This window comes from Geodermatophilus sp. SYSU D01045 (assembly GCF_054050295.1).
In genome coordinates this window covers 1-14,743 of the sequence record NZ_JBJGZB010000018.1, presented here as the reverse complement: position 1 = coordinate 14,743, position 14,743 = coordinate 1, and the positions used below count along the sequence as shown (strand labels likewise).

At 74.7% G+C, this 14,743-nt stretch carries 13 protein-coding genes and 1 tRNA gene; 11 read left to right on the top strand and 3 right to left on the bottom strand.

Annotated features, from left to right (window positions below; genetic code table 11):
* The first annotated feature begins 69 nt into the window (after positions 1-69).
* The 8 genes from ACI798_RS15830 (at position 70) to ACI798_RS15795 (ending at position 9,116) form a co-directional block, all read left to right on the top strand.
* A complete protein-coding gene (locus ACI798_RS15830) occupies positions 70-1,569 on the top strand; it encodes an amino acid permease (protein ID WP_457048358.1) in 1,500 nt (499 codons plus the stop codon).
* 102 nt (positions 1,570-1,671) lie between these two features.
* The gene (locus tag ACI798_RS15825; protein ID WP_457048357.1) at positions 1,672-2,283 is read left to right on the top strand and encodes a hypothetical protein; all 612 of its coding nucleotides are present in this window, start codon (positions 1,672-1,674) and stop codon (positions 2,281-2,283) included.
* Between the two features lie 36 nt (positions 2,284-2,319).
* On the top strand, positions 2,320-4,116 hold the full coding sequence (metG, locus tag ACI798_RS15820; RefSeq protein WP_456941746.1) for a methionine--tRNA ligase: 1,797 nt from the start codon (positions 2,320-2,322) through the stop codon (positions 4,114-4,116).
* A complete protein-coding gene (locus ACI798_RS15815; RefSeq protein ID WP_456941745.1) occupies positions 4,113-5,003 on the top strand; it encodes a TatD family hydrolase in 891 nt (296 codons plus the stop codon). The genes metG and ACI798_RS15815 overlap by 4 nt, the downstream gene beginning before the upstream one ends.
* Before the next feature lie 26 nt (positions 5,004-5,029).
* Entirely contained in the window at positions 5,030-5,869 is an 840-nt protein-coding gene (locus tag ACI798_RS15810; protein ID WP_456941744.1) for a hypothetical protein, read from the top strand.
* A gap of 322 nt (positions 5,870-6,191) precedes the next feature.
* On the top strand, positions 6,192-7,283 hold the full coding sequence (locus ACI798_RS15805; RefSeq protein WP_457048356.1) for a transglycosylase family protein: 1,092 nt from the start codon (positions 6,192-6,194) through the stop codon (positions 7,281-7,283).
* 19 nt (positions 7,284-7,302) lie between these two features.
* Positions 7,303-8,160, top strand: coding sequence for a 16S rRNA (adenine(1518)-N(6)/adenine(1519)-N(6))-dimethyltransferase RsmA (gene rsmA, locus ACI798_RS15800; protein WP_456941841.1), 858 nt, complete (start codon positions 7,303-7,305; stop codon positions 8,158-8,160).
* Positions 8,157-9,116, top strand: coding sequence for a 4-(cytidine 5'-diphospho)-2-C-methyl-D-erythritol kinase (locus tag ACI798_RS15795; protein WP_456941742.1), 960 nt, complete (start codon positions 8,157-8,159; stop codon positions 9,114-9,116). The genes rsmA and ACI798_RS15795 overlap by 4 nt, the downstream gene beginning before the upstream one ends.
* A gap of 2 nt (positions 9,117-9,118) precedes the next feature.
* Here ACI798_RS15795 and ACI798_RS15790 read toward each other — a convergent pair whose 3' ends face one another.
* Complete coding sequence (locus ACI798_RS15790) at positions 9,119-9,706, bottom strand: TetR family transcriptional regulator (protein ID WP_456941741.1); 588 nt, start codon at positions 9,704-9,706, stop codon at positions 9,119-9,121.
* A 29-nt stretch (positions 9,707-9,735) separates the two neighbouring features.
* Positions 9,736-10,725, bottom strand: a complete 990-nt coding sequence (locus tag ACI798_RS15785; protein WP_456941740.1) for an acyl-CoA desaturase — start codon at positions 10,723-10,725, stop codon at positions 9,736-9,738.
* Positions 10,726-10,911: 186 nt separating this feature from the next.
* On the opposite strand from ACI798_RS15785, the gene ACI798_RS15780 reads away from it, so the two are divergent.
* From ACI798_RS15780 to ACI798_RS15770, 3 genes are all read left to right on the top strand, one after another.
* A tRNA-Gln gene (locus ACI798_RS15780) sits at positions 10,912-10,984 on the top strand.
* Positions 10,985-11,023: 39 nt separating this feature from the next.
* On the top strand, positions 11,024-12,535 hold the full coding sequence (gene glmU, locus ACI798_RS15775; protein WP_457048355.1) for a bifunctional UDP-N-acetylglucosamine diphosphorylase/glucosamine-1-phosphate N-acetyltransferase GlmU: 1,512 nt from the start codon (positions 11,024-11,026) through the stop codon (positions 12,533-12,535).
* A gap of 12 nt (positions 12,536-12,547) precedes the next feature.
* Positions 12,548-13,528 (top strand): ribose-phosphate diphosphokinase, encoded by a 981-nt coding sequence (locus tag ACI798_RS15770; protein ID WP_456941738.1) that lies wholly within the window; start codon positions 12,548-12,550, stop codon positions 13,526-13,528.
* 45 nt (positions 13,529-13,573) lie between these two features.
* On the opposite strand, the gene ACI798_RS15765 is transcribed toward ACI798_RS15770, so the two are convergent.
* Positions 13,574-14,458, bottom strand: a complete 885-nt coding sequence (locus ACI798_RS15765; protein ID WP_456941737.1) for a hypothetical protein — start codon at positions 14,456-14,458, stop codon at positions 13,574-13,576.
* Positions 14,459-14,743: the final 285 nt, after the last annotated feature.

The following is a 14,743-nucleotide window of genomic DNA, read 5'->3' as shown; positions in this document are numbered from 1 at the left end:
TGCGGGCTCGCGGCCCTCGTGCCACGCTGCCCGTGGGGCCGCTGCCGGGTACCGACCGAGGAGGACGCCGTGGCCGCAGACTCGCGCCGGGTCAAGTCCGTCGAGGAGTCCATCCGCGACACCGACGAACCCGAACACCGGCTCAAGAAGAACCTCTCCGGCCTGGACCTGGCGGTCTTCGGCGTCGGGGTGATCATCGGCACGGGGATCTTCGTGCTCACCGGGGTGGTCGCGCGCAGCCAGGCCGGACCCGCGGTGGCGATCTCCTTCGTCATCGCCGGCGTCGTCTGCGGGCTGGCCGCGCTCTGCTACGCCGAGTTCGCCTCCACCGTCCCGGTGGCCGGCTCGGCGTACACCTTCTCCTACGCGACCTTCGGCGAGTTCATCGCCTGGATCATCGGCTGGGACCTCGTCCTCGAGCTGGCGCTGGGAGCGGCCACGGTCGCCGTGGGCTGGTCGGGCTACCTCAACCAGCTCCTGGACGACGTCGGCCTGGCACTCCCGACGTCGATCGCGGGGGAGACGGCGTCGTTCAACGTCCCGGCGATCGTGATCGTGCTGGCGATGACCGCCGTCCTCGTGCTCGGCATCAAGCTGTCCTCGCGGGTCACCGCGGTGATCGTGGCCATCAAGCTGGCCGTCGTCCTGCTGGTGATCGTGGTCGGCGCGTTCTACCTCGTCGCCGACAACTACTCGCCGTTCGTGCCGCCCGCCGAGAACGCGGCCGGCGGTGGCGAGAGCTGGCTGGACACCCCGCTCATCTCGGTGCTCACCGGCTTCAGCCAGGGCACCTTCGGCTGGGGCGGCGTCCTGGCCGGCGCGGCCATCGTGTTCTTCGCCTTCATCGGCTTCGACATCGTGGCCACCGCCGCCGAGGAGACCCGCAACCCGGCCCGCGACCTGCCCCGCGGCATCATCGGCTCGCTGGCCATCTGCACGCTGCTCTACGTCGCCGTCTCGCTGGTGGTCGTCGGCATGCAGAACTACACGGAGCTCAGCGAGAGCGCGCCGCTCGCCGGGGCGTTCGCCGCGAACGGGCTCACCTTCTTCTCGAGCATCATCTCGCTGGGCGCGCTCGCCGGACTCACGTCCGTGGTGATGATCCTGATGCTCGGCCAGTCGCGGGTGCTGTTCGCGATGAGTCGCGACGCACTGCTCCCACGGTCGATCGGGACCGTGCACCCCCGGTACGGCACGCCTTACAAGATCACCATCGGCACCGGGATCGTCGTCGCCGTCCTGGCCGGGCTGGTGCCGCTCTCCGAGCTGGCCGAGCTGGTGAACATCGGGACCCTGTTCGCCTTCTTCCTCGTCTCCATCGGCGTGTGGATCCTGCGGCGCACCCGCCCGGAGCTGCCCCGCTCGTTCCGCGTGCCCCTGGTGCCGCTGCTGCCGATCGTGTCGGCGCTGGCCAGCCTGTGGCTCATGGCCAACCTGCCCACCGAGACCTGGCTGCGGTTCCTCGTCTGGATGGCCGTCGGCGTCCTCATGTACTTCGTCTACGGACGACAGCGCAGCCGCTTCGCCACCGGCTCAGCCCGGGCGGAGGAGACCGGCAAGCGCCTCTGACTCCTCACCCCCGGGGGTGAGGAGGACTCCGCCGTCCCTCCTGCGCCGGCCCGCGCGGGACGACCTGACCGGTGACCGACGTCCCCGGCCAGGAGCAGACCCGTGGCGACCAGCGTCCTCGACGCACCCCTCCCCGCACCCGTGCCGTCCGTGCCCCGGCGGTGGCCGGCGGCCGTGCTCGCGCTGGCCGCCGTCTGCTGGTTGGAGGCCGCGGCGCTGCTCGCGGCCGGGCTGACCGGGCTCGACGGGCTGTTCTCCGCCGCGTCCCGGCCGCCGGCGCCGGTCGTCGTCGTGGTGCTCGGCGGGCTGGCCGGCTGGATCGTGCTGTGCGCGGGCAGCGGCCTGGCGGCCCTGGAGGGCGGACGGCGGCTCGTGAACGGCCTGGCCTGCGCCGAGGCGGCGGGCGTGGTGGTCCTGCTCGTCGTCAGCCAGGTCACCCCGCTGGTCGGCGACCTGCCGACGACGCTGCCGCTGCCGGCCGTCGCGCTGCTCGCCCTGGCGGTGCCGGTCGGCAAGCTGCTGCTCACCTCGGCGCCGGCCACCCTCGCCTGGGCCGCCGCGGTCCCGCCGCGCACCCGCCCGGCCGCCCCGGCCCGCCACCCGCGGCTGCGCCTGGCCACCGTCGCGGTGATCGGGCTCGCCCTCGGCGCCGTCGCGCTGACCACGCCCGTCGCCGGCGAGCTCCCGCCCGCGAGCACCGTCGCCGGTCACTGACGAGGCGGGCAGCAGCCGCTCACTACCCTCGGTGTCGTGAGTGATCGGCACATCCTGACCGCCGTGGCCTGGCCCTACGCCAACGGCCCGCGGCACATCGGCCACGTCTCCGGCTTCGGCGTCCCCTCCGACGTCTTCAGCCGCTACCACCGGATGGCCGGCGACCGGGTGCTCATGGTGAGCGGCACCGACGAGCACGGGACACCGATCACCGTCGCCGCCGACGCGGAGGGGGTGACCCCGCGCGAGATCGCCGACCGCAACAACCGGATCATCGTCGGCGACCTGCAGGCGCTGGGCCTGAGCTACGACCTGTTCACCCGCACCACCACGGTCAACCACGCGCAGGTGAGCCAGGAGATCTTCCTCGGCCTGCTCAAGAACGGGTACGTCTTCCCGCAGACGACGCTCGGCGCGATCAGCCCCTCCACCGGCCGCACGCTGCCCGACCGCTACATCGAGGGCACCTGTCCGATCTGCGGCTACGACGGCGCCCGCGGCGACCAGTGCGACAACTGCGGCAACCAGCTGGACCCGACCGACCTCATCAACCCGGTCAGCCGGATCAACGGCGAGACGCCGCGCTTCGTCGAGAGCGAGCACTACTTCCTCGACCTGCCCGCCTTCACCCGCTCCCTCGGCGACTGGCTCGACAGCCGCCGGGGCTGGCGGCCCAACGTGCTCAACTTCGCCAAGAACCTGCTCGAGGACCTCAAGCCGCGCAGCTACACCCGCGACATCGACTGGGGCGTCCCCATCCCGCTCGACGGCTGGCGCGACCGGCCCGACAAGCGCATCTACGTCTGGTTCGACGCCGTCGTCGGCTACCTGTCGGCGTCCATCGAGTGGGCCCGCCGCTCCGGCGACGCCGACGCCTGGCGCCAGTGGTGGCAGTCGCCCGACGCCGACGCCTACTACTTCATGGGCAAGGACAACATCGTCTTCCACGCCGAGATCTGGCCCGCGCAGCTGCAGGGCTACAACGGCGAGGGCGACAGGGGCGGCAGCCCCGGCTCGCTCGGCCGGCTGGCCCTGCCCACCGAGGTGGTCTCCAGCGAGTTCCTCACCATGGAGGGCCGCAAGTTCTCCAGCAGCCGCCAGGTGGTCATCTACGTCCGCGACTTCCTCGCCCGCTACGACGCCGACGCGCTGCGCTACTTCGTCGCCGTCGCCGGCCCGGAGACGCAGGACACCGACTTCACCTGGGCGGAGTTCCTGCGGCGCAACAACGACGAGCTCGTCGCCGGCTGGGGCAACCTGGTCAACCGCACGGTGTCGATGGCGGCGAAGAACGTCGGCGCCGTCCCGACGCCGGGCGAGCTGACCGACGCCGACCGGGCGCTGCTGGCCTCGACGTCGTCGGCGTTCGGGCCGATCGGCGACCTGCTGGCCCGCAACCGGCAGAAGGCCGCGGCCACCGAGGCCATGCGGGTGGTCGGCGAGGCCAACAAGTACCTGTCCGACCAGGCGCCGTGGAAGCTCAAGGAGGACCCGGCCCGCCGGGACACCGTGCTGCACACCGCGCTGCAGGCGGTCAGCGACTGCAACGCGCTGCTCACGCCGTTCCTCCCGCACTCGGCGCAGAAGGTGCACGAGCTGCTCGGCGGCACCGGCGTCTGGTCGCCGGCGCCGCGCGTGGAGGAGGTCACCGACCTCGACGACGGCTCGCCCTACCCGGTCATCACCGGTGACTACGGCGACGCGCAGGCGGTGTGGGCCTCCCGCCCGCTGCCGCCGGGCACGCCGCTCTCCCCGCCCACCCCGGTGTTCCGCAAGCTCGACGAGTCGATCGTGGCCGAGGAGCTGGCCCGGCTGGAGGACGGGACGAAGTGAGTCGCTCGGCCGCGTCCCGCGCGAACCGGCGGGGCGAGCCGCCGCCGTCCCCGGAGCCGCTGCCGGCGCCGGCGGTCGACAGCCACACGCACCTCGACATCGTCCTCAACGGCTTCCGCACCGACGAGCCCGCGGACGACGGCGCGGTGGACGCCGAGATCGCCGCGGCGGCCGCGGTGGGGGTCCCGCGGCTGGTGCAGGTCGGCGTCGACGTGCCCTCCTCGCGGTGGGCGGCGGAGCTGGCGGCCCGGCACCCCGGCGTGCTGGCCGCCGTCGCCGTCCACCCCAACGAGGCCGGGGAGGGCGCCGCCGACGACGACGCGCTGGCCGAGATCGACCGGCTGGCGGCGCTGCCGCGGGTGCGCGCGGTGGGGGAGACCGGGCTGGACCGCTTCCGCACCGGGCCCGAGGGCTGGGCGGCGCAGGAGGCCTCCTTCCGGGCGCACGTCAGGATCGCGAAGGAGCACGGGGTCGCGCTGGTCGTCCACGACCGGGACGCGCACGAGGAGGTGCTGCGGGTCGTCGACGACGAGGGCGCGCCGGAGCACGTGGTCATGCACTGCTTCTCCGGCGACGCGGCGTTCGCGAAGGCCTGCGTCGAGCGGGGCTTCGTGCTGTCCTTCGCCGGCACGCTGACCTTCGGCAACGCCGGCTACCTCCGCGAGGCCGCCGCGCTCACGCCGCTGGACCAGCTGCTCGTCGAGACCGACTCGCCCTTCCTCACGCCGGTGCCGTACCGCGGCCGGCCCAACGCCTCGCGCCTGGTGCCGCACACCGTCCGGGCACTGGCCGAGGTCACCGGCGTGGACCTCGTGCAGCTCTGCGACGCCCTGACCCGGACCGCCGAGCGGGTCTTCGGAACCTGGGAGCCCGACCGGGGCGGCTGACCGCCCCGGCGATGCACACTGGTCGCGTGGGTCGCCTCATCGCCGTCGTGCTGTTCATCGCCGTCCTGGTGCCCGGTGTGCTGCTCGCCCGCGCGTGGGCCCTGGCGGCGGGCCGCCGCGCCGTCGCGTCCGCCGCGATCGACTTCTCCACGCCCACCCCGGAGGGCGTCGCCACGCTGCAGCGGCAGGCGCAGCACGGCCGCCGCGTGCGCCGGCTCGGGCTGCTCCTCGGTGTCGTGGGGATCGTCGCCAGCGTCGTGATGTTCGCCGAGGCGTCGGTGTTCCTGTGGCTGCCCGCCCTCGTCGTCGGCCTGCTCGCCGGCGTGCTGCTCGCGGAGGCGACCCGCCCGCGGCCGCGCTGGCGGATGTCCGACCCCGCCCGCCGGCCCCGGCGCGGCGAGCAGGTCTCGCCGTGGCTGCTGTGGACCACGCGTGCCGTCGTGCTCGCGGAGGTCCTCGTGACCGTCTGGATGTGGCGGCGCGGGGACCTCGCCGACACCGTCGCCTGGGTCGCGCTGCTGGTCCCGCTCGTGGCCTGGCTGCTGGCCGAGACGGCGCTGCTCCGCGTCCTCGTCCGCCCGCTGCCCGCCGAGGGCGCCGACGTGCCCGTCGACGAGGCGCTGCGCACCTGGACCGCGCACCTGGTCACCGCGGCGACGAGCGTGCTCGCGCTGCTGCCCCTCGGCACCCTGCTGCTGGTCGCCGGCATCGACCTCGGTGACCGGGTCACCGAGAACGTCGACCTGCTGCCGGTCGCGCTGGTCGCCGGTGGTTTCGCGGGCCTGGCCGCTGGCCTCGCCGTCGCCGGTTTCCTGCTCACCTGGCTGCGCCCGGTGCGGGCGGACGAGCGGGCGCTCGCCGGCTGAGACCCACCCCGGTGCCCGATCGGGGGACCGGCCACACCGTGACGTCGGTCACCGCCTGATCCCACGCACCGCGTCCGTCACGGCTGTCACGTGCGGCGCGTCCGTGACAGTGCGTGTCGGCGCGGCTGCATGTCGACGTGTCGTCCCTCTGGTTCACTTCCTGCGCACCGTTGCTAGACGTGGCGCACTCGTTATCGTGTCGTGACTGACAGCCGGGGTGGGATCGCCGGACGGCGTCCGACGGTCCCGGGAACCCCTGCGCTGTCGGCTGCCGCTCGGGTGTGCGACCCCCTGCCCGGTCCCTCGACCCCGTGGAAGTGTCGTGCCCCGAACGCTGAAGCTCGCCCTGTTCGCCCTGGTCCTGCTCGGGCTGGTCGGCGGGTCCGTGGCCTGGTTCACCGCCCAGAAGTCGCTCACGCTCACCGTCGACGGGCAGGCCCGCGAGGTCAGCACCTACGCCGACACCGTCGGGGAGGTCCTCGAGGAGGAGGGCCTGCAGACGCAGTCGCACGACGTCGTCCTCCCGCGGCCCGCGGCCGCGGTGGCCGACGGCGACACGGTCGTGGTCAACCGCGCCCGGCCGCTGCAGCTCACCGTCGACGGCGTCACCCGCGAGGTCTACGTGACCGCGCTGTCGGTGGACGAGGCCCTCGACCAGCTCGGCTACCGCGCCGAGGACATGGTGCTGTCGGCCAGCCGCAGCGAGCGGCTCCCGCTCGACGGCATGGCGCTGTCGATCACCACGCCGAAGGCCGTCACGCTCGTCGTCGACGGCGCCACCCACGTGGTCACCACCACCGCGGCCACCGCCGGCGCACTGCTCGCCGAGCAGGGCGTGACCCTCGGCGAGCACGACCGGACGAGCCTGTTCGCGACCCAGCCGCTGCTCAACGCCATGCGGCTGCAGGTCTACCGTGTGCAGGTGACCGAGCAGGTGGTCACCACCCCGATCCCGCACCAGACGGTCCGCACCGACGACCCGAACGTCTTCGAGGGCGACGAGACCGTCACCCAGCCCGGCGTCGACGGCGAGCAGGCCACCACCTTCCGCGTGACCGTCACCGACGGCGTCGAGACCGCCCGCGAGCAGCTGAACACCGCGGTCACCCGCCCGGCGGTCGACGAGCTGGTCAGCGTCGGCACGAAGGAGCGCCCGGCCCCGGAGCCCTCCACCAGCGGCCTGGACTGGGACGCGCTGGCGCGGTGCGAGGCCGGGGGCAACTGGTCGATCAACACCGGCAACGGCTACTACGGCGGGCTGCAGTTCAACCAGAGCACCTGGCTGGCCAACGGTGGCGGCCAGTACGCCCAGTACCCGCACCAGGCCTCCCGGGAGCAGCAGATCGACATCGGCGAGCGGCTCTACGCCGCCCGCGGCGCCTCGCCGTGGCCGCACTGCGGTCGCTACCTCTGATCCCCCGGAGAACCCCCCGCTGAGCACACCTCCCGAGCAGGCCGACGGGCTGCTGGGCCCGGCCGCGATCCGCGAGCTGGCCCAGCAGCTCGACCTGCGCCCGACCAAGACCCTCGGGCAGAACTTCCTGCACGACGCGAACACCATCCGCCGGATCGTGCGCACCGCCGAGCTGCGGCCCGACGACGTCGTGCTCGAGGTCGGGCCGGGTTTGGGCTCGCTGACCCTGGGCCTGCTGCCGGCCGCCGCCGCGGTCACCGCGGTCGAGATCGACCCGCGGCTGGCCGCCCTCCTGCCGGCCACGGTGGCCGCCCGCCGGCCCGACCTCGCCGGCCGGCTGACCGTCGTCGAGGCCGACGCGCTGCGGGTCACCGAGCTGCCCGGGCCGCCTCCGACGGCGCTGGTGGCCAACCTGCCGTACAACGTGGCCGTGCCCGTCCTGCTGCACCTGCTCGAGCTGCTGCCCTCCCTGCGCCGGGCGCTGGTGCTCGTCCAGGCGGAGGTGGCCGAGCGGCTGGCCGCCCCGCCGGGCGGGGCCGCCTACGGGGTGCCGTCGGTGAAGGCGGCCTGGTACGGCACCGCCCGGCGGGCCGGGAACGTCGGCCGCCGCGTGTTCTGGCCCGAGCCCAACGTGGACTCCGGGCTGGTCGCGCTCGACCGGCACGACCCGCCGCCCGGCGACCGCGCCGCCACCTTCGCCGTCGTCGACGCCGCGTTCGCGATGCGCCGCAAGGGCCTGCGCGCGGCGCTGGCCCGCTGGGCGGGCAGCCCCGCCGCCGCGGAGGCCCGGCTGCGCGCGGCGGGCATCGACCCCGCGACCCGCGGCGAGCAGCTGTCGGTGACCGACTTCGCCCGGCTGGCGGCGACCGCGCCGTGAGCTGGTCCTCGCCGGGCGGTCCCGGCCACACCCGCGGCGACGGCTCCGTGGCCGCGCACGCCCCCGCCAAGGTCAACGTGTCGCTGGCGGTCGGCCCGCTGCGCGAGGACGGCTTCCACGACCTGCAGACGGTCTACCTGGCCGTGTCGCTGCTCGACACGGTGACCGTGCGCCCCGGCGAGGGGCTGTCGGTCACGGTGACCGGCGAGGGCGCCGGCGGCCCCGACCCGGTGCCCACCGACCGGCGCAACCTCGTCTGGCGGGCCGCCGAACTGCTCGCCGAGCACGCCGGGGTCGCCGCCGACGCCGCCATCGCCGTCGACAAGGCCATCCCGGCCGCCGCGGGGCTGGCCGGCGGCAGTGCCGACGCCGCGGCCGCGCTGGTCGCCCTCGACGCGCTGTGGGGCACCCGGGCCACCCGCGGCGACCTCACCGCCCTGGCCGCGCAGCTGGGCAGCGACGTGCCGTTCTCCCTGGCCGGCGGGGTCGCGCTGGGCAACGGCCGCGGGGAGCGGCTCACCCCCGTCCTCGCCCGGCGGCCGTCGCACTGGGTGCTCGGCATCGCCGAGGGCGGGCTGTCGACGCCGGCCGTCTACGCGGAGCTCGACCGGCTGCGCGCCGAGGGCCGGGTGCCCGGCGGCGCCACGTTCCCCTCGCCCGAGCCGGTGGTCGCCGCCCTGCGCAGCGGCCCGGTGGACGCCCTCGCCGCGGCGCTGGCCAACGACCTGCAGGCGGCCGCGGTCTCGCTGCGCCCGGCGCTGCGCCGCGCCCTGCGGGGGGCCGTCGACGCCGGCGCCGCCGCCGCGGTGGTCAGCGGGTCGGGCCCGACCGTGGCCGCGCTGGCCGCCGACGAGGACGCGGCGGTGCGGCTGGCCGCCGTCCTGGCGGGGGAGGGTCTGTTCCGCACCGTCCGGGTGGTGCACGGGCCGGTGCCCGGGGCCCGGCTGGTCGGCTGAGCTCAGCCGCCCCGGTGCCGCAGCGCCGGGGCGGGGTCCAGGTGCGCGAGCCCGTGGAAGGCGAGGTCCACCAGCCGGGCCGCCACCTCCGCCTTGCCCGGCGAGCGGGTCCCCAGCCACCAGTGGCCCACCTGCGCGACCATCCCGACCAGCGCCTGGCTGTAGAGCGCGGCCAGCCGCGGGTCGTAGCCGCGCGCGCCGAACTGCTCGCCGAGCAGGTGCTCGACCCGGCGGGCCAGCTCGCCGATCAGCGACGAGTACGAGCCGGGGGAGTCGCGGGACAGCACGCGGAAGCCGTCGGTGTCCTCCTCGACGTAGTCCAGCAGCGCCAGCGCCGCCCGCTCCAGCAGCGCCCGCGGGCTGCCGCCGGCGGCCAGGGCCGAGGTGAACCGCTCGAGCACCTGCGCCATCTCCCGGTCGACGACCGCGGCGTAGAGGCCCTCCTTGCCGCCGAAGTGCTCGTAGAGGACCGGCTTGCTCACGTCGGCGCGGGCGGCCAGCTCCTCGATCGAGGTGGCCGCGTAGCCGCGCTGCGCGAACACCTCCCGGCCGACCGCCACCAGCTGCTCGCGCCGCTGGGAGCGGTCCATCCGCGCTCGTCGCCGGGGCGGGCCCGCGGTCAGGACGCCGCGGCGCCGGCGGCCGGGACCCGCCGCTTGGCCGCCAGCCGGACCGGGTCGGGCCACTTGACCGAGTGCGCCCAGCCGAGCTTCTCGAACACCCAGATCACCCGGGCGCTGATGTCGACCTGACCGCGCAGCACGCCGTGCCGGGCGCAGGTCGGGTCGGCGTGGTGCAGGTTGTGCCAGGACTCGCCGGCGCTGAGCACGGCCAGCGGCCAGAAGTTGGTGGCGCGGTCCCGCGAGGCGAAGGGCCGGCTGCCCACCACGTGGCAGATCGAGTTGATCGACCAGGTCACGTGGTGCAGCAGCGCCACGCGCACCAGCCCGGCCCAGAAGAACGCCGTCCACGCGCCCGTCCAGCTGCCGGTCACCAGTCCGCCGACCGCCGTCGGGACGGCCAGGCTCAGGAACGCCCAGAGGATGAACAGCCGGCTGGTGATCCGCAGGCCGCGGTCCTTGAGCAGGTCGGGGGCGTACCGCTCGGCGTTGGTCTGGCGCCGGTCGAACAGCCAGCCGAGGTGGGCGTGCCACATGCCCTTGAGCAACGCGCGGGTGTCGGTGCCGTACCGCCACGGCGAGTGCGGGTCGCCCTCGCGGTCGGAGAAGGCGTGGTGCCGGCGGTGGTCGGCCACCCACTGCACCACCGGGCCCTGGACGGCCATGCAGCCGACGACGGCCAGCGCGATCCGCAGCGGGCGGCGGGCCTTGAACGAGCCGTGCGTGAAGTACCGGTGGTAGCCGACGGTCACCCCGAGCAGGGTGAGGAAGTAGAAACCGACGGCCAACCCGACGTCCAGCCAGGACAGCCCCCAGCCCCACACCGCCGGCACGACGGCGGCCAGCGCGAGGAACGGCACGACGACGAACACGTAGAGCGTGAGCTGCTCCAGGTTCCCCTTCGCCTTGCCCAGCGCGTTGGGCGGCAGGCCCTTGTCCGGGTCTGCGGGACGGAAAGCCGCCGGCCGGGTGAGGGAAGGAGCGGACACGTGGCCTCCAGGGATCGTCCGTCGCGGGGCCGCGGTCGACGTCCGGCGGCTACGGGGCCGTAACCTACGTCACCGTAGGGAGGACCGCTCCCCGAGGGGGAGACGCCGCCCGGGCGGCTCCCGTGCCCGCCTCCGGTGCGCCCCCTAGGCTCGTCCCACGCGCCGCCGTGCGGGGACGGCGCGCGGTGGGGGATGGGGTAATCGGCAGCCCGCCGGCCTTTGGAGCCGGGAGGTCTCGGTTCGAGTCCGAGTCCCCCAGCAACGTCCCGCCCGGTCGCACCCGTCGTCGAGGAGATCCGTGAGCCCGCAGCAGCCCGTCGCCGCCGTCGTCGTCCTCGCCGCCGGTCAGGGGACCCGGATGCGGTCGACCACCCCGAAGGTGCTGCACGAGCTGGGCGGGCGCAGCATGCTCGGCCACGTCCTCGCCGCGACCGCGCCGCTGGCGGCGGGCACCACGCTGGTCGTCGTCGGGTCCGGCCGCGAGGCGGTCGAGGAGCACCTGGCCGCCGTCGCGCCGGACGCCCGTGCCGTCGTGCAGGAGGAGCAGCGCGGGTCGGGGCACGCGGCGCAGGTGGCGCTGGAGGCGGTTCCCGATCTCGAGGGCCCGGTGCTCGTCGTCAACGGCGACTCCCCGCTGCTCACCACCGGCACCCTGGCCGCGCTCGTGGCGGCCCACCACGAGGCCGGCAGCGTCTTCACCGTGCTGACCGCCGAGGTCGGGGACCCCACCGGCCTCGGCCGGATCGTGCGGGGGGAGGACGGCGCGCCGCGGGCCATCGTCGAGGAGAAGGACGCGCCCGCGGAGCAGCGCGCGATCCGCGAGGTCAACGCCGGCGTGTACCTCGCGAACGCCGCCACGCTGCGCCGGGTCCTCGCCGGGCTGTCCACCGACAACGCCCAGGGCGAGCAGTACCTGACCGACGCGCTGGCGCCGCTGGTCGAGGGCGGCGCCCCGGTGGCCGCCGTGGCGGCGGAGGACCCGGTCGACGTCCTCGGCTGCAACGACCAGCGGGAGCTCGCCGCGCGGCGGCGCACCCTCAACGACCGCGTGCTCGACGCGCTCATGGTCGCGGGCGTCGCCGTCGTCGACCCGGCCACCACCTGGGTCGACGTCACCGCCTCCGTCCGGCCGGGGGCCCGGCTGCTGCCCGGCGTCCAGCTGCACGGGACGACGACGGTCGCGGCCGGCGCCGTGGTCGGCCCGGACACCACCCTGACCGACTGCACGGTGGGGGAGGGCGCCAGCGTGGTGCGCACGCACGCCACCGGCGCCGAGGTCGGCGCGGGGGCGGAGGTCGGGCCGTTCAGCTACCTGCGGCCGGGCACCCGGCTGGCGGCCCGGTCCAAGGTGGGCGCCTTCGTCGAGACGAAGAACGCCGTCGTCGGCGAGGGGTCGAAGGTGCCGCACCTGTCCTACGTCGGCGACGCCACGATCGGCCGCGGGTCGAACATCGGTGCGGCGACCGTCTTCGTCAACTACGACGGCGTGGCCAAGCACCACACGACGATCGGCGACGCCGTCCGTGTGGGATCGGACACGATGCTGGTCGCGCCGGTCACCGTCGGGGACGGCGCCTACACGGCCGCGGGCTCGGTGATCACCCAGGACGTCCCGCCGGGGGCCATGGGTGTGGCGCGGGCCAGACAGCGCAATGTGGCAGGCTGGGTGGGACGCCGTCGCCCGGGCTCCGCAGCCGCGCAGGCCGCGGCGGCAGCGACAGCAGCAGCGGCCGAGGACCCGGCCGGGAGCCGGCCCGCGGGTGACGCACCGGACCGGCCGGCGGACCCCGAGGCCACCCACGAGCAGTGAGGCAGTGAGCCGATGAGTGCGATCCGGCAGACCACCAGCAAGAGCCTGATGCTCTTCTCCGGCCGGGCGTACCCCGAGCTGGCCTCCGAGATCGCCGGGCACCTCGGCGTCACGCCGACCCCCACGGCCGCCTACGAGTTCGCCAACGGCGAGCTGTTCGTCCGCTTCGAGGAGTCGGTCCGCGGCTGCGACGCCTTCGTCGTGCAGAGCCACACCGCGCCGATCAACACCTGGCTCATGGAGCAGCTGATCATGGTCGACGCGCTCAAGCGCGCCTCGGCCAAGCGGATCACCGTCGTCGCGCCGTTCTTCCCCTACGCCCGGCAGGACAAGAAGCACCGCGGCCGCGAGCCCATCTCCGCCCGACTGGTGGCGGACATGTTCAAGACCGCCGGCGCCGACCGGCTGATGGTCGTCGACCTGCACACCGCGCAGATCCAGGGCTTCTTCGACGGTCCGGTCGACCACCTGTTCGCCCTCGACCTGCTGGTCGCGCACGTGCGCGAGCGCTGGGGCGACCGCGACATCACCGTCGTCTCGCCCGACTCCGGCCGTGTGCGGGTGTCGGAGCGGTGGAGCGACAAGCTCGGCGGCGTCCCGCTGGCCTTCATCCACAAGACCCGCGACCCGATGAAGCCGAACGAGGTCGTCGCCAACCGCGTGGTCGGCAACGTCGAGGGCCGGGTCTGCATCCTGGTCGACGACATGATCGACACCGGCGGCACGATCGTGAAGGCCGCCGAGACGCTGTTCGAGGCCGGTGCCGCCGACGTGATCGTCTGCGCCACGCACGGCGTCCTCTCCGGCCCGGCCGTCGACCGGCTGAAGAACAGCAAGATCAGCGAGGTCGTCGTCACCAACACGCTGCCGATCGAGCCGGCCCGCCAGTTCGACAAGCTCACCGTCCTCTCGATCGCCCCGCTGCTGGCGCGGGCGATCAAGGAGGTCTTCGAGGACGGCTCGGTCACCAGCCTCTTCGGCGGCGCCAGCTGACGCTGCCGGGACCGCCGCACCGCGGTCCCGGCAGCGTTTGCGGCGTCAGTCGGTGAAGTCCCGCGAGAGGCAGGCCCGCTGCCGGGCGTCGAGCCCCTCCAGGACGACGGCCCGCTGCCGCGCCGTCGCCGGGGGCTTGGTCAGCGTGGTCACCGGCCGGCGCGAGGTGTAGGTGAAGGTCACCGAGTAGCGGTCCTGCACGCGCGGGGGCATCGCCCGGTGGAACAGCGAGCGGGTGTCGACGAGCAGGCACGTGCCGGCCGGCCCGGTCGCCTGCCGCCACTCCGACCGGGGCACGAGGCCCTCGATCTCCTGGTCGGAGACGAAGCCCGACACATAGCCCAGGGACCGGGTCACCCGGTCGGTGTGCACCCGGTCCAGGTACTCGAAGGGCCCCCCGTCCGGGCCGACGTCGTCCAGCCAGACGAGGATCTTGAACATCCGGTGGTCCTCGAGGTCCCGGTGCCACTGGCGCACGCCGACGGCCCGGGAGGTCGCCCGCTCCAGCCGCAGGTCGGCGCCGTAGTACCGCGCGGGCAGGCCGAGGTGGACCTCGACCACGTCGAGCAGCTCCTGCGCGAGGCCCCACCGCCAGACGGCGGGCTCCTCGAGGACCTCGTCCACGGACAGCAGCGTGGTGTCCTGGCCGGTGTCCGGCTTGGCCGCCAGCCGCTCCTTGAGCGCGAGCAGGCCGGTCCACAGCTCGCCGCTGTGCGGGAGCCCCAGGTCGTCGAGCGCGACCAGGCGGATGCCGTCCCGCCGCACGTCGTCCAGCAGTGCGCGCCGGTCGGCCGGGAGGGCCGGCAGGGAGGAGGCGTACTCCTGCACCCGCCGCTCGTGACGACGCTCGACCAGGGTCCGGATGGGCGGGACCCGGGCGATCGCCTCCCGCTTGGCGCGGCTGACCACCCGCGTGGTCGTGTCCAGCATCAGCATCTCCTCGGCGTGTGTGTCGAGCACCGGTGTCCCCGGTGCCGCGGTGCGGTGACGCGGTGGTGCCGTGACGCAGTGCGGTGACGCGGTGGTGCCGGGGCGCAGCACTGCGGGACCCGCCGCACGCCGGTGGGCGGCGGGACGGGAAGGGGCCGTCAGCCGGCGCGGCGGCCGAGGGCGCGGTGGGTCCAGCCGGCGGCGGTCCAGGCCTCCCGGTCCAGGGCGTTGCGGCCGTCGAGCACCCGCTTCTGCTGCACGACCTGCCCGAAGGTGACCGGGTCC

What these genes read in the sequence shown, in the direction of transcription:
- ACI798_RS15790 (WP_456941741.1), bottom strand. Translation starts at nt 9,706, where the DNA reads ATGGACCGCTCCCAGCGGCGCGAGCAGCTGGTGGCGGTCGGCCGGGAG.
- ACI798_RS15770 (WP_456941738.1), top strand. Translation starts at nt 12,548, where the DNA reads ATGAGTGCGATCCGGCAGACCACCAGCAAGAGCCTGATGCTCTTCTCC.
- ACI798_RS15765 (WP_456941737.1), bottom strand. Translation starts at nt 14,458, where the DNA reads ATGCTGGACACGACCACGCGGGTGGTCAGCCGCGCCAAGCGGGAGGCG.